This window comes from Streptomyces sp. NBC_01717, assembly GCF_036248255.1.
In the GTDB taxonomy this organism is placed as follows: Bacteria; Actinomycetota; Actinomycetes; order Streptomycetales; family Streptomycetaceae; genus Streptomyces.
Map to the genome: position 1 here is coordinate 7617742 of NZ_CP109178.1, position 20382 is coordinate 7638123.

A 20382-nucleotide genomic window follows, 5' to 3' on the forward strand; every position below is an offset into this window, starting at 1 on the left:
GTGCGACGACAACACGGGTATGCGTGTCGTCATCGTCACCGAATCCTTCCCGCCCGATGTCAACGGCGTGGCCCACTGCACCATGCAGACCGCCCGGCACCTTGCCGCGCGTGGCCACGAACCGCTCGTCATAGCCCCGGCCACGGCCGGCGCGACGGCCTCGTCCCGGTCCTCCGGCACTCCGTGGAGGCCACCCACCGGCAGTGACTCCGCGGGGCCGCCGGCTGCCTCGGCCCTGTACCCGGGTGCTTCCGGCACCCGGTGGGAGCCGCCCACCGGCAGTGACCCCGCGGGCCCCCCGCCCTCCTCGCCCCCGTACCCGGGTGCTTCCGGCACCCCGGACATCTTCGAATCGGACGCGCCCTGCCCCGTGGTGCGCGTCCCCTCCCTGCCCCTGCCCGGCTACTCCCAGGTCCGGGTGGCACTTCCGAGTCGTCGGCTGATGGCCGCCCTCACCGCCCACCGGGCCGAACTCGTCCATCTCGCCGGACCGTTCGTGCTCGGCGCACGCGGCATGGCGGCAGCCGCCCGGCTCGGGCTGCCTGCCGTGGCCGTCTACCAGACCGACCTGGCCGGCTACGCCCGTACGTACCTCGGTGCCGGCGAGAACACCGCCTGGCGCCGGATGCGCGCCGTGCACAGCGCCGCCGACCGGACCCTCGCTCCCTCCTCCGCCGCCGTCCGCGACCTCACCGAGCACGGCGTGGAGCGGGTGCGGCTGTGGCCGCGCGGCGTCGACACCGTACGGTTCCGGCCCGAACTGCGCGACGAGGCGTTGCGCCACCGCCTCGCGCCCGGTGGCGAGAAGATCATCGGATACGTCGGTCGGCTCGCCCCGGAGAAGCACGTCGAACTCCTCGCCGGGGCCTGCCGGCTGCCCGGGGTACGGGTCGTGGTCGTCGGGGACGGCCCCAGCAGCGCATCGCTGCGAGCGGCCCTGCCCGGCGCCGTCTTCCTCGGCCGCAGGACCGGGGAGGACCTCGCCCGGCTGTTCGCCTCGCTGGACATGTTCGTGCACACCGGCCCGTACGAGACGTTCTGTCAGACCGTGCAGGAGGCCATGGCCTCCGGTGTGCCCGTCATCGCCCCGGCGGCGGGCGGGCCGCTCGACCTCGTCGACCACGGGCGGACCGGCCTGCTGGTCCCGCCGCACGACGCCGACGCGGTACAGGCGGCCGTCGGCGCACTCGCCGCCGACCCGGCTCGCGCGGCGGCCTACGGGCGGGCCGGGCGGACCATGGTCGAGGGCCGGACGTGGGAAGCCGTCGGCGATCAACTGCTGGACCACTACGACGACGTGCTGCGCGGCCGGACGGCGGTGGCCGCATGACCGGGAGCGAGCAGGGAAAGACCATTGTCCGCCTGGCGAACTTCGTCACCCCGTCCTCCGGTGGACTGCGCACCGCCCTGGACGAACTCGGCCGCGGCTACCTCGCGGCCGGGCACGAGCCGGTGCTCGTCGTGCCCGGTGACAGCGCGAGCGACGTACGCACCGCGCAGGGCAGGGTGATCACCCTCCCGGGACCGGCGCTGCCGGGCAGCGGCGGCTATCGCGTACTGGCCGGCCGCCGCACTCTCCGGCACCTCCTCGAAACGCTGCGGCCCGACCGCCTGGAGGTCTCCGACCGCACCACCCTGCGTTGGACGGGCGAGTGGGCCCGCCGCGCCCGGGTGCCCGCCGTGATGGTCTCCCACGAGACGGCGGACGGGGTGCTGCGCACCTGGGGCGTCCCGGCCGGTGCGGCCGCGCGGACCGCCGACCGCCTCAACACCCTCAGCGCACACGCCTACACCCGGATCGTGTGCACCACGGAGTGGGCGGAGCGCGAGTTCGTCCGGATCGGCGCACGCAACGTGGTCCGCGCCCCCCTCGGCGTCGACCTGCGCCGCTGCCGCCCCGGCCGGCGCAGTCTGGTCCTGCGTGCCCGGCACGTCCGCGGCCGGTCCGTGCTCCTTCTGATGTGCTCCCGTCTCTCGGTGGAGAAACGGCCCGGCCGGGCCCTGGACGCGCTCGCCGTCCTCAACGGCCTGGGTGTGCGTGCGACGCTGGTGGTCGCCGGTGACGGGCCGCTGCGCGCGGGGCTGGAGAGCCGGGCGCGGGCGGAGCGGCTGCCGGTCGAATTCCTGGGGCATGTGCGGGACCGCGAACGGGTGGCGGATCTGCAGGCCGCGGCCGACCTCTGCCTGGCCCCCGGCCCCGCCGAGACGTTCGGCCTCTCGGCCCTGGAAGCACTCGCCTGCGGCACCCCGGTGGTGGCGAGCGCGAGCTCCGCGCTGCCGGAGGTGATCGGCGAAGCGGGAGTCGCCGCGGTGGACACCGGCGAGGCGTTCGCCGCGGCCGTACAGGAGTTGCTGGCGCGCCCGGAAGCGGAGCGGCGCGCTGCGGCGAGACAACGCGCCGAACTCTTCGGCTGGGACCGCTCGGTGGCGGCGTTCCTGGCCGCCCACGAGGTGCCCGACCGGGGCGGGATACCGGGGGTGCGGGCATGACGGGGGCGGTGGCGCGGGTGGCCGCGCCGGCGGCGGGGGCGATGGTTGCGCCGGTGCCAGGGGCGCCGGCGCCCGCGTCGGGCTCTGCGTCGGCTCGGGTGCCCGTGACGGGGGTTCTGCCGGTTTCGCCGGGGGCCGTGCCGACTTCTGTGTCGGCCCGCGTATCCGTGACGGAGGCTCCGCCCTTGCCGCCGGCGTCGCCCGCACCCGCCTCATCCTCCGTAGCGGCTGGCCTCCCCATGACGGCCGCTCCGCCTGTAGCGCCCGAATCACCTGCGCAGACCGGCACCCCCGGTCGCCCGATCCGGTTCGCCGCGCTCGGGGACTCGTTCACCGAAGGTATCGGTGATCCCGTCCCCGGCGGCCGTCGCGGCTGGGCCGCGTTGCTGGCGGACGGGATCGGGAACGGCCGGCGAGGCGTCGAGTTCCGCAACTTCGCCGTCAGCGGTTCGCTCTCCAGCGACGTCCGTGACCTGCAGGCCCCGGCCGCCGCCGCCTTCCGGCCCGACCTGGCCTCCATCGTCGTCGGCGTCAACGACACCCTGCGCCGGTCGTTCGACATCCGGCTCCTCGCCCAGCGGCTGGACGAGGTCTGCGCGCTCCTGACCGACGGCGGGGCCGTAATCCTCACGGCCTGTCTGCCCGATCCCGGCGCCGTCCTCGGGCTGCCCGCGCCGCTCGGCCGGCCGCTGGCCCGGCGGCAGAATGCGGTGAATGCCGTGGTGCATGCGTTGTCCGCCCGCTACGACGCCGTCCATCTGCATGCCTCGGACGGGGACTGGGTCTCCGACCGTTCGCTGTGGAGCGCCGACCGGCTCCATCCGGCCGAGCGCGGCCATCGCACGGTGGCGGCGGACTTCCACAGGCTGCTCGCCGCCCGTGGTCTGGCCCTCGGCACCCCGCCCGGGCGTGAGCCGGAGCAGCCGCCGCCGAGCCGCACCGACTCGTTGCTCTGGCTGGCCACGGCGGGCACCGGATGGCTGGTCCGCCGGAGCACCGATCTGCTGCCCCAACTGCTGTGCCTGGCAGGAGCGGAGATACGGCACTGGGCGCGCGGCACGAGCGCGCAGCTGGACCGGCGGGCCGACCAGGCACTGCAGGGCGCGCTCGCCACGGTCACGCTCAGAACTCCGCCCGCCGTGCCACCCGCCCCGTTGCCGGTGCCGCACGTCACTATGGAGGGGTGACTGGACGCTGGGAGTTCTGGATCGATCGTGGCGGAACGTTCACCGACGTGGTGGGCCGCGATCCGGACGGGCGGCTGGTCACCCGCAAGCTCCTCTCGCACGATCCGGACCGCTACCGGGACGCCGCAGTGGCCGGGATCCGTCTGCTGCTGGGCCTCGGCCCCACCGACCCGGTCCCCGCCGACCGGGTCGGCAGCGTGAAGATGGGCACGACCGTCGCGACCAACGCCCTGCTGGAGCGGCGGGGCGAGCCGACCGTCCTGGTGATCACCGAAGGGTTCCGCGACGCCCTGCGCATCGCGTACCAGAACCGGCCGCGCCTCTTCGACCGCCGCATCCTCCTGCCGGAGGCCGTGTACGAGCGGGTGATCGAGGTACCGGAGCGGATCGACGCGCACGGCCGGATCCTCGCACCCCTCGACCTGGCGGCGACGGCCGAGCAGTTGAGGGCCGCGTGGGCCGACGGATTCCGCAGCGCGGCGGTCGTCCTGATGCACGGCTACCGGCACCCCGCCCACGAGACCGCGGTCGCCGCCGCGGCCCGCGAGGCCGGCTTCACCCAGGTCAGCTGCTCCCACGAGGTGAGTCCGCTGATCAAGCTCGTACCGCGCGGTGACACCACCGTCGTCGACGCCTATCTCTCGCCGATCCTGCGGCGGTACGTCGACGAGGTCGCCGGTGAACTGGACGCCGTCCGGCTGATGTTCATGCAGTCCAACGGCGGACTGCGAGAGGCCGCGCACTTCCGTGGCAAGGACGCCGTGCTCTCCGGTCCGGCAGGCGGAGTCGTCGGCATGGCCCGTACGTCCGAACAGGCCGGATTCGACCGGGTCATCGGCTTCGACATGGGCGGTACGTCCACCGATGTGTCGCACTACGCCGGCGAGTTCGAGCGCGAGCTCGGCACCCAGGTCGCCGGCGTACGGATGCGCGCCCCCATGATGAGCATCCACACCGTCGCGGCCGGCGGCGGCTCCGTCCTGCACTTCGACGGCCGGCGCTACCGGGTGGGACCCGACTCCGCGGGCGCCGTCCCCGGCCCGGCCTGCTACCGCCGCGGCGGGCCCCTCACCGTCACCGACGCCAATGTCATGCTCGGCCGGGTCCAGCCCGCGCACTTCCCCGCCGTCTTCGGACCCGACGGGGACCTGCCGCTCGACGCCGATGTGGTGCGCGAGCGCTTCGGTGAACTCGCCGACGACGTGGCCCGGGCCACCGGAATGCGACGTACCGCCGCCGAGGTCGCCGCCGGTTTCCTGGAGATCGCCGTGCTCAACATGGCGAACGCGGTCAAGAAGATCTCCGTGGAGCGCGGCCACGACATCACCCGCTATGCCCTCACCTCCTTCGGCGGCGCCGGCGGCCAGCACGCCTGCGCCGTCGCCGACGCGCTGGGCGTCGACACGGTCCTCGTACCGCCGCTGGCCGGGGTGCTGTCGGCGTACGGCATCGGTCTCGCGGACGCGACCGCCATGCGCGAACAGTCGGTCGAGGCGGAACTTGACGACGAGGGGACCAGGACCCGGCTGGGAGAGCTCCACGACGACCTGGCCGCCCGCACCCGCGCCGAACTGCGCGCCGACGGCCTCGCGGACGATGTGATCAGCACGCACGCCCGGGTGTATCTGCGCTACGCGGGCACGGACGCGAGCCTGCCGGTCGACCTGGACACCGCGCCCGCGATGACGGAGGCGTTCGCGACCGAGCACCGCGCCCGCTACGGCTTCACCATGGACCGGCCGCTGCTCGCCGAGGCGGTATCGGTCGAGGCGACCGGCGCGGCCGGCCGGCACGTAACGCACCCGGTGGACCGGAGGGCCCGTCAGGGCGTGCCGCAACCGCATGACATGGCACGGATGTTCGCCGACGGTGGATGGCAGGACACCCCGCTCCACCGGCGCGAGGCGCTGCACCCGTCGGACACCTTCACCGGCCCCGCGGTGATCGCCGAGGCCGACGCCACCACCGTCGTCGATCCCGGCTGGCAGGCCACCATCGGCGACACCGGCCATCTGCTGCTCACCCGGGTCCGCCCGCGCCCCGGCCGGACCGCGATCGGTACGCGCGTGGACCCCGTCATGCTGGAGGTGTTCAACAATCTCTTCATGTCGATCGCCGAGCAGATGGGCGTACGCCTGGAGAACACCGCCCACTCCGTCAACATCAAGGAGCGGCTCGACTTCTCCTGCGCCCTGTTCGACGCGAACGGCAACCTGATCGCCAACGCCCCGCACATTCCGGTGCACCTCGGCTCGATGGGGGAGTCCATCAAGGAGGTGCTCCGGCGCAACGGCACCACGATGCGCCCCGGCGACGTGTACGCCATCAACGACCCGTACCACGGAGGTACGCATCTGCCCGATGTGACCGTCGTGACCCCGGTGTTCGACGGACGCGGGACATCCGGCGACGGTCGCGCCGGGCTGCGGTTCCTGGTGGCATCGCGCGGCCACCACGCCGAGATCGGCGGCATCACCCCCGGTTCCATGCCCGCCTTCAGCCGCACCATCGACGAGGAAGGGGTGCTGTTCGACAACTGGCTGCTGGTGAGGGACGGCACATTCCGTGAGGCCGAGACCCGCGAGCTGCTCACCGGCGCCGCATACCCGTCCCGCGATCCCGACACCAATCTCGCCGACCTGCGCGCCCAGATCGCCGCCAACGAGAAGGGCATCGCCGAACTGCGGCGCATGGTGGACCAGTTCGGTGCCGAGGTCGTCGACGCGTACATGGGTCATGTGCAGGACAACGCCGAGGAGTCCGTACGCCGGATCATCGCGGAGCTGCGCGACGGTTCGTACCGCTACGAGACCGACAACGGCGCCGTGATCGAGGTCGCGCTGGCCGTGGACCGTGACGCCCGCAGCGCCGTCGTCGACTTCACCGGCACCTCACCGCAGCAGCCCGGGAACTTCAACGCCCCGAAGTCCGTCGTCATGGCCGCAGTCCTGTACGTCTTCCGGACCCTGGTCGCCGACGACATCCCGCTCAACAGCGGCTGTCTCAAGCCCCTGGAGGTCAGGGTCCCGGAGGGCTCGATGCTGGCCCCCGTCCATCCGGCGGCCACCGTCGCCGGCAACGTGGAGACCTCCCAGGCCGTCACGGGCGCGCTGTACGCGGCGCTCTCCGTCCAGGCGGAGGGCTCGGGCACCATGAACAACCTGACCTTCGGCAACGACCGTGTCCAGTACTACGAGACGGTGGCCAGCGGCTCGGGCGCGGGCGACGGCTTCGACGGCACCGACGCCGTGCAGACCCATATGACCAACTCCCGTCTCACCGACCCCGAAGTCCTCGAATGGCGCTACCCGGTGCTTCTGGAGAGCTTCCGGGTACGCGACGGCAGCGGGGGAGCGGGCCGGTGGCACGGCGGCTGCGGGGTGGAGCGCAGACTCCGGTTCCTCGAACCCGTGACGGTGGCGCTGCTCTCCGGACATCGCCGCGTCCCGCCGTACGGCATGGCGGGCGGCGAACCGGGCGCGCTGGGCAGCCAGCACATCGAGCGTGCCGACGGCGCGAGGACGGTCACCCCGCTGAAGGGCTGCGATACGGCCGATCTGGCGCGCGGCGACGTGCTGGTGCTGCGCACTCCGGGCGGCGGAGGGTACGGAGCCGGGGAGCGCGGGAACCCGTCGCCGCCGGAACCGGAACGACCGTCGCAGCGTGGCTGACCGACCGTGTTGTGCGGTCCCGGCCGACGGTGGGGCAACCGGTAGCTTCTGCGCCGTTTCGACCGTTGTCAGTGTGAGGACCTAATCTGTGCAGCGTGACTTCGCCTGCCTACACGGACAACGCTGCGCCCCAGCTCAGCGCGGGGCCGCGGCCTGCCCCGGGCCCGGCCGCCGACGAGGGGCTCTCACGGCGGCTACGAGCGCTCGCCTGCACGGCGCCGCTGCACGACCTCGACGTGCGCAAGGCGAATCTGGCCGGTGAGTACACCGTCTACGCGATGGCGGAGGTCGCGCTCGCCGCGATCGACCAGGTCACGCTGCACATGGACTTCGACACGGGCGCCGACCACGATCAGATAGTGGCCAAGCTGCTCCCGCGCGTCGCCGCCCAGGCCCCGCGCCGCCCCGTGGCGGAGCACGAGCGCGTCGCCCGCTGGGTGCTGGAGAACCTGATCAATGTCGGAAGCGTGGACCGCGGCTTCCGCGCGGTGTACGGGACTTTCGGCGCCGACGGGGTATATGTCCGCAGGGACTACGACTTCAAGCTGATCGAAGAGGTCCCCGGCTACGGCGGCAGCGTCTATCTGAGGGCCACCGACGAAGCGGTCAACGTCCTGGTCGGTGCCCTCGACACGGACGTCACCAGCGCCCAGATCGCCGCCGAGGTGAAACTGGAGGTGCTGATCAGCCGGGGCCGCCTCGCCGACGCGCAGCTCGCCGCCGAACAGGCCCGCTATCGCACCGTGCAGTACGCGGAGACGCTCCGCAGGACGCTGGAAGCGACCCGGCGCAACGTCAGGGCCGTCGACTGGCTAAACGCCGTGCCCGACATGATCGCCGAGGCACTGGACCACGTCGCCGACCGCTACCGTCACGAGAATGCGATCCTCACCAACATCCGCAAGGCCAGGGACGAGGCGGAGGACCCCGAACACAAGCGCCGCGCCGCCGAACTCGTCGACATAGTCAAGGACTGCATCCGCCGCCACACCCAGCTGCAGTCCCGCCTGCTGGAGGCAGGACCGCTGTTCCGTGCCGAGCAGGACCGGCAGGCGTTCGCCACCCCGACGGCCAGGACCGGCCTCGACCTGTACGGCCAGCTGGTCGCCCCGCTGCTGCCGCTCCCCGTCGAACAGGCCACCCGCGTCACCGACGCGTTCTTCGCCCACGGCACGGGGCTGCGCACGCCCACATCCGTACGCGTGGCCGACCTGGTCGACATGCTGCTCACCCCGCCCCTGGAGCGTGAGCATCTGGGCGCCGAGATGCCCGAGCCGGACCTGATCGCCACCCCGGACGACAGCAGGTTCAGCGAGGAGCAGCTGGCGAGCGCCATGAATCTCCTCGATCTGGAGCACGACGCACCGCGCCGGCTCTCCGGGCTCCTCGCCGAGGCCCGGCGGAGCGATCCGGACCTGCCCTATCTGGTCGCTCTGCTCGCGGTCCACGCCGCATCCCCGCCGGTCGGCACGGCCTACCGGCAGGGCGAGCGGCGCCTGCTGTTCGCCGTGGACGACGGGACCGAGCTCGACGACCCGGAGTTCGGCGGCGCCGACCTGATCGTGGGCATGGCCCTGCTGGACGCGGCCGGTATGGCCGCGGACCGCTCGGAGGCGTCATGAGCGGGCCGCGGCGCCGGGGCCGCCCCCGCCCCCACCCCGGTCACCGGAGATCCGGTCCCGGCCACCGCCACGCCTGCTCCGGTCACCGGCGATCCGGAGCAGGCCACCGCCGAGCCGGAGTCGGCGCCCCCCAGCGCGCGGTCCGGCCCGCACCGTTCCCGACGGACACCGGCAGAGCCCGCGCCGTCCACCCCGTACCACCGATCTTCCGCACCGAGGAGCGACCGTCGTGAGCGACCACCGCGCAGAGCACACCGACGCGTGGAGCGAGCCGACCGCCGGGTACGCCACCGTCGGGTACGCGCCCGACGGCGATGCGGCCCACGAGACCACGGCGCCCGCCGCCGTCACACCGGCCGACGCGGCCGACGCGGCCCGGCTCGTCGCCTTCGGGCTGCAGCCCAAGCTGCTGCCCGCCCGCGACGCCGAATACGCCGAGCTGCTCCGCCGCTACCGGGAAGAGACCCCCTTCGCCCGGCTCGCGGACGCCGTGGCCACCGGACTCGGTCTCGTCGTCCTGGAGGTGTCCACCCGGGCGGGCATGGCCGTGACGGCGGGCGAGGACTCGGTCTTCGCCGTCCGCATGGGCGACTACGCCCGCCGCGCCTCGTCCGACTCCGCCGACCGCTTCCTGCACGGACTGGCCCACCTCGCGGTCGCCGCGATGGCCTTCCCGCGCCCCGAGGACCTCGCCGACGACGCGTACATCGGCCGGATCACGGTCAACGGCATCGACGCGTTCGTACGCCAGGCCTGCCACCGCCTGGAGGAGCGTGCCGAGGAACACGGCGACAACACCGACCCGGCCACCGACGCCCCCGGACTGGAAGCGGCCTGGCGGATCTACGCCCGGCGCAGCGCCACCGGTGCGACGAAGGACGCCCGGCGGCTGGCCGGCTCCACCACCGGCATCGTCGGCAAGGCCGTCGCCTTCCTCACCGACTCCGGCTTCCTCCAGCGCACCGGGGACGACGCCGGGGGCGCCTTCCGCACCACGGCCCGCTACCAGCTGCAGGTCCGCGACATGGCGGGCACCGCCGCCATGGCCGAACTGCTGGAGCTCGGCGTCGTACCCGTCACCGACGGAACGGCGACGCTGCTGCCGCCGCCCGACGGCGACGACCTGGAGCTGGCGGCCGACGCCGGTCTGCCCTTCCACGCCTGAGCACCCCCACCGCCGCCCCACTCCTGCTTTCCGAACGACGAGAGTCCGCCGCCATGTACGAGCTGTCCCGGGTCCGCCTCTACTCCATCGGGCCTGCCGGTGCGCGCTACGCCGACACCGTGCTTGACCTGCGCGGAGTGGGCGAGCCCGTGCCCCACCCCGCGCCGGCCCAGGCGGAGTTCTTCGAGGAGGAGCCGGTCGGCCCGCCGCGCCGCCCCGCGCCCGCCGGTGTGCTGTTCCTGGAGAACGGCGGCGGCAAGTCGGTCCTGCTGAAACTGATCTTCTCGGTGATGCTGCCCGGCCACCGCAACACCCTGGGCGGTGCCAGCTCCGGCGTACTGCGCAAGTTCCTGCTCGCCGACGACTGCGGCCATGTCGCCCTGGAGTGGCAGCACACCCTCACCGGTGAGTGCGTGGTCGTCGGCAAGGTCAGCGAATGGCGCGGACGGCAGGTCTCCAACGACCCCCGCAAGTTCGCCGAGGCCTGGTACTCCTTCCGCCCCGGGCCCGGACTCAGCCTCGACTCGCTGCCGGTCGCCGAGGCCACCGCCGTCGGCCGCCCCGTCGAAGGTGTCTCCGGCGCCCATGGCAGGCGCCGCACCATGAAGGGCTTCCGGGACGCCCTCACGGACGCGGGCAAGTTCTACCAGCACCTCGATGTGCACTGGGAAGAGATCCACGACCGGTGGAACGAGCACCTCGGCGACCTCGGCCTCGACCCCGAACTCTTCCGCTACCAGCGTGAGATGAACGCCGACGAGGGCGAGGCCGCAGGTCTCTTCGCGGTCAAGAAGGACTCCGACTTCACCGACCTGCTGCTGCGCGCCGTCACCGACACCCGCGACACGGACGGCCTCGCCGACCTGGTCAGCGGCTTCGGCAACAAACTGGGCCGCCGGGCCGAACTCACCGCGGAACGGGACTTCACCGCAGGCTCGGTCGATCTGCTCGGCCGGATCGTCGAGGCCGCCGACTCCCGCTCCCGCACCCGCGACATCCACGCGGGCGCCGAGCGCCGCACCCGTACCCTGGCCCGCAGGCTCTCCGCCCGGGCCGCCGAGGAGCGAGGCCGCGCCGCGGACCTCGCCCAGCAGGTGACGGGCGCCGCCCACACCGTCGGTGCCGCAGAGGAGGCGCGTAGCCGCAGCGGCCTCATCGCCGCCGAACTGGCCTACCGTCACGCGTCCCTGGCGCTGGCCGCAGCCGAGAAGGGCGCCGCCGCCCAGCGCCGAGAGCTGGTCGATGCCCGCACCCTGCACTCCGCCTGGCAGGCAGCCGAAGCCGTCCTGCGCCACCGCGCCGCCGCCGACCGGTCCGCACGCGTCGCCGTCGCCATCCGTGAGGCCGAGCGCGACGCCGCCCCCGCGCTCGCCGCCCGTGCCACGGCCGCCGCCGACCTCGTACGCGCCCTGCACACCGCCGCGGAGGCCGGCGAGCAGGTGGCCAACGAGGAGGAGGAGCGCTCCGACACCCTCCAGGCCGCGGGCGAGACCGCCCACCGGGACGCCACCACTGCCGCCACCGAGGCCCAGCGCGCCCGCAGCGAGGCCGGACATCTGCGCCAGCGCCTCGCCGAGGTCGAGCAGGAGACCGCCGAGGCCGTACAGGCGGGGTGGCTCGACAACACCGCGCCGGATGCCGACCCGGCGCGCGCCGCCCTTGCCGCGAGCGACGCCGAGCAGTCCACCGTCGCCGCCTGGAACACGGCCAGGGAAGCCGCCGGCGCCGCGGCCGACCGGGCCAGGGAAGCGGCGGCCACCGACAGCCGCGCCGAGCTCGCCGCGGCGCGCGCCGCCGACGCCGCGCAGGCGGCTGAACAGTCGTACGAAGCCGAGCTCAGGGCCGCCGAGTCGATCGCCGCCGACCACCGACTCGCCGACCTGCTGAGCCTGCCCCCGGCCTCCGGCACCGGAGTACCGCGGCCACGCCGGGGCACCGCCGGAAACGAACCGGGCGCGGCTGCGGACGCCACCGACTCGCCTGCGTCCGGAGGACATTCCGCATCCCATGGCCGACCCGGTGACGGCACGGGCACCGCGGCCGCCGGATCCGACCGGCAGACAGCCGTCGCCGATCACGCACTCGTCACCGACCACACCGTCAGCAGCGAGCAGCCGCTCACCGCCGAGGAGCTCGACCGCAACGCCGACGAGCTGCGGGACCTCCTCGACCAGGGCATCGCCGCCGCCGAACGGCGCCTCTTCGAGCTGCGCACCGCGGCCGCCGACGACTCCCGCATCCTCGGCGCGCTCGGCGACGGCGGACTGCTGCCGCCCGGGCCCGACGTCCTCGCCACGGTCGAATATCTCGGCGAGCACGGTATTCCGGCGCTGCCCGGCTGGCGCTACCTCGCCCAGGCCGTCGACCCCGCCGACCACGCGGCGGTGCTCGCCGCCCGTCCCGAGCTCGTCGACGGCGTGGTCATCACCGACGCCGATTCGCACGCCCGCGCCCGCGAAGTCCTGGGCAGCGCCGCCCTGCTGCCGCGCTCCGCCGTGGCCGTCGGCACTGCCGCCGCGCTGCTCGCCCCCGTGCCGGCCTCCGGTTCCGGCTCCGAAGCGGATGGTGTGTTCCTCGTCCCGCCGAACCCGGCCATGCACGACGAACACGCCGCCGACGAGGAACGGCAGGCGCTCAGGAGCCGGGCCGCCGCCCGGGACGAGGACATCCGTACGCTCGCGGCCCGCCTCACCGGGGACCGGTCCCTCGCCGCCCGCATCGGTTCCTGGCGCGCCGACTGCCCTCCCGGCATGCTCGCGGAGCTCGCCGAAGCCGCCCGTACCGCCCGCACGGCCGCCGAGACGGCCCAGGCCGTGCTCGCCGAGGCCCGCACGGCACGCGCGGAGGCCGACGAAGCCGCCGCCGACACCGCCCGCGTCCGCGACGAGCGACAGGAGGCCGCCCAGCGCGCCCGCCGCGTCGCCGACGTACTCGCAGGCCTGGCCCACCGGCTGCGCGAACGCGCCGGCTGGCAGGCGAAACTGCGCGAACTGGTCGAGGAGGCAGCCGAGTCCGAAGCCCGCGCCACGGTCTGCCTGGAGCGGGCCCGCGCCGCCGACGAGGACCGCAGGGCCGCCCAGCGCGCCGCCGACGACGCCCGCCGCACCGCCCGCGCCCTGCGGGCCGAGCGCGCCGAGATCGCCGGCGCCCCCGAGAACATCCCGGAGCCCGAGGGCGACGCACCGCGCCCTGCCCTCCCCGCCCTGCGCGAGGCCTACCGGGCCGCATCCCAGCTGTACGAGAAGGTCGGCGTCGGCGCCGACCTGCGCGCCGAACAGGCCCGCGCCGAGAGCGACGAGAGCGCCGCCCTCGCCGAGCTGGACCGGCTCACGAACAAGGTCCGCACCCGCGCCGCCCAGCTCCTCGAAGGCACCGACGGCGCCGACGGCCCCTCCCGGCAGGCGGCCGCCGCCCGAGCCGAGTCCCTGGTCCAGCTGCTGGAGACCCGGGCCTCCACGGCGAGCGAGCAGCTCGGCCGACTGCGCGGCGAGGCCGAGCGCCTGGCCCCGGCCGACGGCGAGGACCACCACACCGAGCTCCCCGACGACCTGGTCCCCGCCGACGCCGAGCAGGCCCAGACCCTGCTGCGTACCGCCACAGCCGAACTCGGCACCGCAACCGGTGCCCTGGACACCACCCGCGCCGCCCACGCGGAGCTGCTGTACGCCCACCGCACCGCCGAGGCCTCGGCCGGTGGCTTCGACGAGACCGCGGCCCTCCTGCGCGACCTGCTCAGGGACCACGGCGCGGACGACGACACCGAGTCCCCCGAGCCGTACCCCGGCAGCCTCGACGAGGCCCGGCAGTCCGCCGCCGAGGCCCGCCGCTCACTGCGCGGCTGCGCCGCCGACCTCTCCGCCGCCGAGAGCGCGGTGCGCGAGGCGAGCGATGTGCTCGTACGGCACGCCAACTCCACCCGCTACGAACAGGTCCGTACCCCGGCCCGCCAGCAGATCCGCGAACTCCCCGCCGCGGCCCTGCCCGAGCACGCCCAGAAGTGGGCCGCCGCCTTCGCACCCCGCCTCCGCGTGCTCACCGATGAGCTGGCCCAGCTGGAGCGCAACCGCGACTCCATCGTCGACCGGCTCCGCGGACTCGTGGAGTCCGCGCTCACCACCCTCCGCTCCGCCCAGCGGCTCTCCCAGCTCCCGGAGGGGCTGGGGGAGTGGTCCGGCCAGGAGTTCCTCCGGATCCGTTTCGAGGAGCCCGACCAGGCGACACTCACCGAGCGGCTCGGCGAGGTCATCGACGATGCCACTCGCGCCGCGCTCAAGAAGAACTCCGATCTGCGCCGCGACGGCATGTCCCTTCTGCTGCGCGGCGTACAGGCGGCGCTGGAGCCCAAGGGCATCGCCGTGGAGATCCTCAAGCCGGACGCGGTGCTCCGTGCCGAACGCGTCCCGGTCGGTCAGATGGGCGACGTCTTCTCGGGCGGCCAGCTGCTCACCGCCGCCATCGCGCTCTACTGCACGATGGCCGCACTGCGCAGCAACGACCGGGGCCGTGACCGCCACCAGCACCGCCACGCGGGCACGCTCTTCCTGGACAACCCCATCGGCCGGGCCAACGCCACGTATCTGCTGGAGCTCCAGCGAGCGGTGTCGGACGCCCTCGGCGTACAACTGCTCTACACCACCGGGCTGTTCGACACGACGGCGCTCGCCGAATTCCCGCTGGTCATTCGGTTGCGCAACGACGCGGACCTGCGGGCGGGCCTGAAGTACATCAGCGTGGAGGAACATCTGCGCCCCGGTCTGCCGAAGCAGGATCCGAACGGCGAGACGGTGCACGGCGAGATCACCGCCACCCGCATGTTCAAGCGCACACCGACGGCGCCCGATGTGTCAGCGGCGCCGGGGACCCCTCAGACCCCACGGATTCCCGACACCCCGACCGACGACTGACCTCAACTCCTCACCGGGGCGCGTGCTCCAGCCCGTGACAGGCTGCTCGTGCCCCGGCGGCGTATCCGTGTGGCCTCCCGCTCCGCCGTTCTCGCCGCCCGTCGCGCCGCGCGCCGCTCCCGGCGCAGCTTCCGGGCCGAGCTGCTGGGCACGGACACCACACCGTTGCGCTGATTCCAGACCTGCCGGGTCACCCACACATCCAGCACCGCCCAGGTCGCGACCACCGTGCTACCCACACTGCTCAGCATCATGGGGAACGCGAGCCAGGAGCCCGTCATCGTGCTCAGCAGGGCCACCATGGCCTGAATGATCGTCAGCGATATGACGAGCACCGCACGCACGGCCGCCGTACGGACCGGATCCGGCATCCGCCGCCGCACCGCGGGCTCCTCCACCCACAACGACTGCCGCGGGATCCGTGTCCCGCCCGCCGTCGGCGCACTTCGACGCTCTTCCGTGTCCAAGGACTCTCAACTCCCCACCGCTGTCCGTCTTCAGAGCTGCTGCCCGGCATGCGCCGTTTCTACGCGGGCGGGCGGAACAATCCTGTCCTGCGCGCTGCCCTGTAGTCCCTCTCCCTCGTACAGACAGACGAGTGACCGGCGGCGAAGATTCCCCCGATCCCTCGCGGAACGAAGAGTTCCAGCCAACTGCCGGGTGAGGGATTGAGGTGCTCTGTCGGGTCTCTTCTGCCGCTTTCGCGGATTTCATCTCCCGGAATGCGGCGACAGCTCATGATCGACACGCGGGGGCGCGGCCGAAAATAGTCCGGACGTGTCTTCGAGTTGCCTGTGCGGCAGTAGTAGGCTCGCGCCGTTTGTTGACGGAACACCCACCCCGCCGTGCGGGGCCGAGCTGGGGGAGGCCATGCGCTTTCGCGGAAAGTCCATCCGCAGGAAGATCGTGGCGTTGCTGCTTGTGCCGCTCGTCTCCCTCACCGCTCTCTGGGGCTTCGCCACCTTCCTGACCGGCCGAGAGGCCGGAGACCTGATGGGTGCGAGCACCATCGTGGAGAAGGTCGGCCACCCTCTTGAGGACACCGTCCGGGTCATCCAGAACGAGCGCCGCCAGACACTTGTCTTCCTCGCGGACCCCCGCGCCTCCGATGCACTTCCCCTGTTGCGCCGCCAACGGGCCGCCACCGACCGCGTCGTGGCGGACGTCAAGGAGAGCGCCCGGCAGAAGGACATTCGCGGCGCGCTGAGTCCCGATGCCGAAGCGCAGCTCAATTCGGTTCTGAGCGCCGTCGACGGCCTCGGCGCGCTCCGCGACTCCGTCGAGAAACGCACCATCGACCGCAATCAGGCGCTGGAGTTCTACAACCGTCTGGTCGACCCGTGCTACCGCTTCCTGACCGGCCTGCACACGACGGAGAACGCGTCGATGGACAAGCAGGTACGCGCTCTGATCGGCGTCTCGCGGGCTCGCGAGATGCTGTCCCGGGAAGACGCTCTGGTGGCCTCGGCGCTCATCGCCGGACGACTCGACGCCCCCGAACTCCGGCAGATCTCCGATCTCGTCGCCAACCGCAAGCTGCTTTACGAGATCAACATCGAGGTTCTCCCCTCGGCGGAGCGCCGAGGCGTGGAGCAGTACTGGGCGAGCCCGGCCAGCGAGCCGCTGCGCACCGCGGAGACCGAGCTCATCGCCGCCGGCCCCACCCGCGCCCCCCGTACGGTCGATTCCGAACGCTGGCAGGAGGTGGCCCTGCCGGTCCTGGACCGGCTGGCGAACGACTCGACCGAGATGAACAACCGCTTCCAGGACCGCGGTCGGCCCGTCGGCTACAGCGTCCTGGTCAAGGCCGGAGTCGCGGGCATCCTCGGCTTCCTCGCCCTGCTCGTCTCCGTCTTCGTGTCCGTCCGCATCGGCCGCGAACTCGTCCGCGACCTCTCCCGGCTCCGCAAGGACGCCCACGAGGTCTCCGGTGTACGACTGCCGAGCGTGATGCGCCGCCTCGCCGCGGGAGAACACGTCGACGTCGAGACCGAGGCCCCGCATCTCAGTTACGAGCGGGACGAGATCGGCCAGGTCGGCCAGGCCCTCAACACCCTGCAACGCGCCGCCGTCGAAGCCGCGGTCAAGCAGGCCGACATGCGACGCGGCGTCTCCGAAGTCTTCGTCAACCTCGCCCGCCGCAACCAGGTTCTCCTGCACCGCCAGTTGACGCTCCTGGACGCCATGGAGCGCCGCACCGAGAACACCGACGAGCTCGCCGACCTCTTCCGCCTCGACCACCTCACCACCCGCATGAGGCGGCACGCCGAGGGTCTCGTGATTCTTTCCGGCGCGGCGCCTTCCCGGCAGTGGCGCAAGCCCATCCAGCTGATGGACGTGGTGCGGGCAGCGGTCGCCGAGGTCGAGGACTACGAGCGGATCGAGGTTCGCCGCCTGCCGCGGATCGGCGTCGGAGGCCCTGCAGTCGCCGACCTCACCCACCTGATCGCCGAACTCCTGGAGAACGCCACGGTGTTCTCGCCTCCGCACACCGCGGTCCAGGTGCACGGCGACCGTGTCGCCAACGGCTTCACCCTCGAAATCCACGACCGCGGCCTCGGCATGGCTCCCGAAGTCCTGCTGGACGCCAATCTGCGGCTCGCAGAGACCCCCGAGTTCGAACTCTCCGACACCGACCGCCTCGGCCTCTTCGTGGTGAGCCGGCTGGCCCAGCGGCAGAACGTCCGCGTCTCCTTGCAGACGTCTCCGTACGGAGGAACCACCGCCGTCGTCTTCATGCCGGCGGCCCTGCTCACCGACGCCGCGGAGACGCACGGCACCGGATTCCGCCTCGACCGCCGCGCCGAGAAGGCGATCGGCAGCGGCAGGCCCAGCAATGAAGGGCCGCGCAGCGACAAGAACCGCAGGGACGGCGTGGCGGACCCGTGGACATCCGACGGTACGGGTGACGCGGGGTCCACCGGCCTCGCCCCTGTCCCCACCGGCCTCGTGGATCCGAGCGCCCTGGACGGACCCGTCGAACTCGAAGCCCCGGTCGCAGCGCTCGACTTCGGGACCGACCTCGAACCTGGGCTGGACCCCGTACTCGACCCGGTACTCGACGGAGTGTCCGACATCGACGACACCGAGAGCGAGCGCGGCGGCATCTTCCGCGCCCGCGACCTGCGCCGTGAAGGGGACAACGCCCGCCGGCGCGACGCCGACAACGGCTTCCGCCGCGATGCCGACCGCGACCAGCATCAGCAGGCCGCCGACCAGGTGGCCGAGTCCACCGCCGACGTCCGGGCCATGCGTCCGGGCGGCCCGGTGCCGCTGCCCCGCCGCAAGCCGCCCACGTTGGTCACCGACCGCGGCCGCCGGGTCGACGAGACCGGCCGCGCGCACCCCACGACCACGGACCCGGAGCCCTCGCGCACCGGGGCCGGAGCCGGGCGGTCCACCACGGGCCCCCGGCGCTCCACCGCCGACACCCGGCGGCCCGCCGACCCCCGGCAGGCCTCCGGCTTCCGGCCGCCCACCGAGTCCGCCGCATCCGCGTCGGCACCGGCTGCGGCGACGCCATCGTCCGCACCCTCCCGATCCGCCGGGCCGACCTCGTACCCGGGGACCGTGGACGGGCTGCCCCGCCGGATCCGGCAGGCCAGCCTCGTCCCGCAGCTCCGCGAGGGCTCCGGCGGCCGCGCTTCCGGTCCGGCCCCCACGGAACCGGCGGAGGACATCGAGCGGGACGCGGACGAAGTACGCAACCGTATGGCTTCGATGCAGCGCGGCTGGCAGCGCGGCCGCCGGCAGAACGCCGAGGACGGGACCGGTCTCGGTGAGACAGCACAAGGAACCACTCCGGGAGGGGACGGTCGATGACCGCACCGAACGCCGCAGCACCCGACGCCACACGCCACGGATCCGGCGCACTCAACTGGCTCCTCGACGAACTCGTCGAGCGCGTCGGCTCCATCCGCAAGGCGCTGGTGCTCTCCAGCGACGGCCTTCCCACCGGCACGTCCAAGGATCTGACCCGTGAGGACAGCGAGCACCTGGCGGCCGTCGCTTCCGGGTTCCACAGCCTCGCCAAGGGCGTCGGACGCCACTTCGACGCGGGCCGCGTGCGCCAGACCGTCGTCGAGCTCGACGAGGCGTTCCTCTTCGTCACGGCCGCCGGCGACGGCAGCTGTCTCGCCGTGCTGGCCGACGCCGACTCCGACGTGGGCCAGGTGGCGTACGAGATGACGCTGATGGTCAAGCGCGTGGGGGTCCACCTGGCCAACGCCCCACGGTCGTCCGGTCTGCATGCCGGAGGGTGAGTGGATGGCATGAGCGCTGACTCCCCCCCGGGCGCACCCCCCGGATCCCCGGCCGCCTCCGACGATCCGCAGTCGTCGCGCTGGTACGACGCCGAGGCGGGGCCGGTGGTCCGTCCGTACGCGATGACCCGGGGCCGTACCAGCAGCGCGTCCCGCCATCGTCTCGACCTGATCGCGATCGTCGTCCCGGAACCCGCGGCCGACGATCCGGGCCGGAACCAGACGCTCTCCCCGGAACACGTGGAGATCATCGAACTCTGCAATGACATGCCCCAGTCGATCGCCGAGCTGGCGTCCGGTCTGGATCTCCCCGTCGGGGTGGTCCGGGTGCTGGTAGGCGATCTCGTCGAGGACGAACTGGTGCACGTAACCCGTCCCGTTCCGCCGGCCGAGCTGCCGGATGTGAACATTCTTCGCGAGGTGATCAATGGTCTTCGGGCGCTCTAGCCGCAGCACGCGGCCCGTCGAGCCGGTCACCTTGAAAATCCTGGTGGCGGGCGGCTTCGGTGTGGGCAAGACGACGCTGGTGGGCGCGGTCAGCGAGATCAGACCGCTGCGTACGGAGGAGCGGCTCACGGAGGCGGGCCGCCCCGTGGACGACACGGCCGGAGTCGAGGCCAAGACCACCACCACGGTGGCCATGGACTTCGGGCGGATCACGCTCCGCGAGGATCTGGTGCTGTACCTGTTCGGCACGCCGGGACAGGACCGCTTCTGGTTCCTCTGGGACGAACTGGCCCAGGGCGCCCTGGGCGCGGTCGTTCTCGCGGACACCCGGCGTCTGGAGGACTGCTTCGCGGCGGTCGACTACTTCGAACGGCGCGAGATCCCGTTCGCCGTCGCCGTCAACTGCTTCGAGGGAGCCGACCGGTTCCCGGCCCGGACGGTGCAGGCCGCGCTGGACCTCGACCCCGAGGTGCCGGTGCTGATGTGCGACGCGCGCGACCGGTCCTCCGTGCGCGATGTGCTGGTCGCAGTCGTCGAACACGCGCTGGCCCGAGCGGACCGCCTCCGCGAGCCCGCCACCACCTGAGCACGCGGCGTCACACGGCCCGCACCCCCGCCGACCGGGGTACGGGCC

At 73.0% G+C, this 20382-nt stretch carries 12 protein-coding genes; 11 read left to right on the forward strand and 1 reads right to left on the reverse strand.

What is annotated here, in order from left to right; all coding sequences use genetic code 11:
• The first annotated feature begins 19 nt into the window (after positions 1-19).
• The 7 genes from OHB49_RS34510 (at position 20) to OHB49_RS34540 (ending at position 15039) form a co-directional block, all read left to right on the forward strand.
• Positions 20-1330 carry a glycosyltransferase family 4 protein gene (locus OHB49_RS34510; protein ID WP_329164832.1) on the forward strand — a complete coding sequence of 437 codons (1311 nt, stop codon included), beginning with the start codon at positions 20-22 and terminating at the stop codon, positions 1328-1330.
• Positions 1327-2490: a glycosyltransferase gene (locus OHB49_RS34515; RefSeq protein ID WP_037851598.1), complete on the forward strand. Its 1164-nt coding sequence runs from the start codon at positions 1327-1329 to the stop codon at positions 2488-2490. Before OHB49_RS34510 ends, OHB49_RS34515 begins: the two co-directional genes overlap by 4 nt.
• A 239-nt stretch (positions 2491-2729) precedes the next feature.
• Complete coding sequence (locus OHB49_RS34520; RefSeq protein ID WP_329164833.1) at positions 2730-3677, forward strand: SGNH/GDSL hydrolase family protein; 948 nt, start codon at positions 2730-2732, stop codon at positions 3675-3677.
• The gene (locus OHB49_RS34525; protein WP_329164834.1) at positions 3674-7348 is read left to right on the forward strand and encodes a hydantoinase B/oxoprolinase family protein; all 3675 of its coding nucleotides are present in this window, start codon (positions 3674-3676) and stop codon (positions 7346-7348) included. Before OHB49_RS34520 ends, OHB49_RS34525 begins: the two co-directional genes overlap by 4 nt.
• Positions 7349-7443: 95 nt before the next feature.
• Positions 7444-8970 carry a hypothetical protein gene (locus tag OHB49_RS34530; RefSeq protein WP_313936273.1) on the forward strand — a complete coding sequence of 509 codons (1527 nt, stop codon included), beginning with the start codon at positions 7444-7446 and terminating at the stop codon, positions 8968-8970.
• 229 nt (positions 8971-9199) lie between these two features.
• Positions 9200-10135, forward strand: coding sequence for a hypothetical protein (locus OHB49_RS34535; RefSeq protein ID WP_030968902.1), 936 nt, complete (start codon positions 9200-9202; stop codon positions 10133-10135).
• A 53-nt stretch (positions 10136-10188) separates the two neighbouring features.
• Positions 10189-15039, forward strand: a complete 4851-nt coding sequence (locus OHB49_RS34540) for a hypothetical protein (RefSeq protein WP_329164835.1) — start codon at positions 10189-10191, stop codon at positions 15037-15039.
• 2 nt (positions 15040-15041) lie between these two features.
• Here OHB49_RS34540 and OHB49_RS34545 read toward each other — a convergent pair whose 3' ends face one another.
• Positions 15042-15506 (reverse strand): hypothetical protein, encoded by a 465-nt coding sequence (locus OHB49_RS34545; RefSeq protein ID WP_329164836.1) that lies wholly within the window; start codon positions 15504-15506, stop codon positions 15042-15044.
• Positions 15507-15909: 403 nt separating this feature from the next.
• On the opposite strand from OHB49_RS34545, the gene OHB49_RS34550 reads away from it, so the two are divergent.
• Genes OHB49_RS34550 through OHB49_RS34565 form a run of 4 tightly spaced genes read left to right on the forward strand, consistent with a single transcriptional unit; the run spans position 15910 to position 20334 of the window.
• Positions 15910-18861: a sensor histidine kinase gene (locus tag OHB49_RS34550; protein ID WP_329164837.1), complete on the forward strand. Its 2952-nt coding sequence runs from the start codon at positions 15910-15912 to the stop codon at positions 18859-18861.
• The gene (locus OHB49_RS34555) at positions 18858-19301 is read left to right on the forward strand and encodes a roadblock/LC7 domain-containing protein (protein ID WP_329164838.1); all 444 of its coding nucleotides are present in this window, start codon (positions 18858-18860) and stop codon (positions 19299-19301) included. Before OHB49_RS34550 ends, OHB49_RS34555 begins: the two co-directional genes overlap by 4 nt.
• 9 nt (positions 19302-19310) lie before the next feature.
• Entirely contained in the window at positions 19311-19748 is a 438-nt protein-coding gene (locus OHB49_RS34560; RefSeq protein WP_030968912.1) for a DUF742 domain-containing protein, read from the forward strand.
• Positions 19729-20334, forward strand: coding sequence for a GTP-binding protein (locus tag OHB49_RS34565; RefSeq protein ID WP_030968914.1), 606 nt, complete (start codon positions 19729-19731; stop codon positions 20332-20334). Before OHB49_RS34560 ends, OHB49_RS34565 begins: the two co-directional genes overlap by 20 nt.
• Positions 20335-20382: the final 48 nt, after the last annotated feature.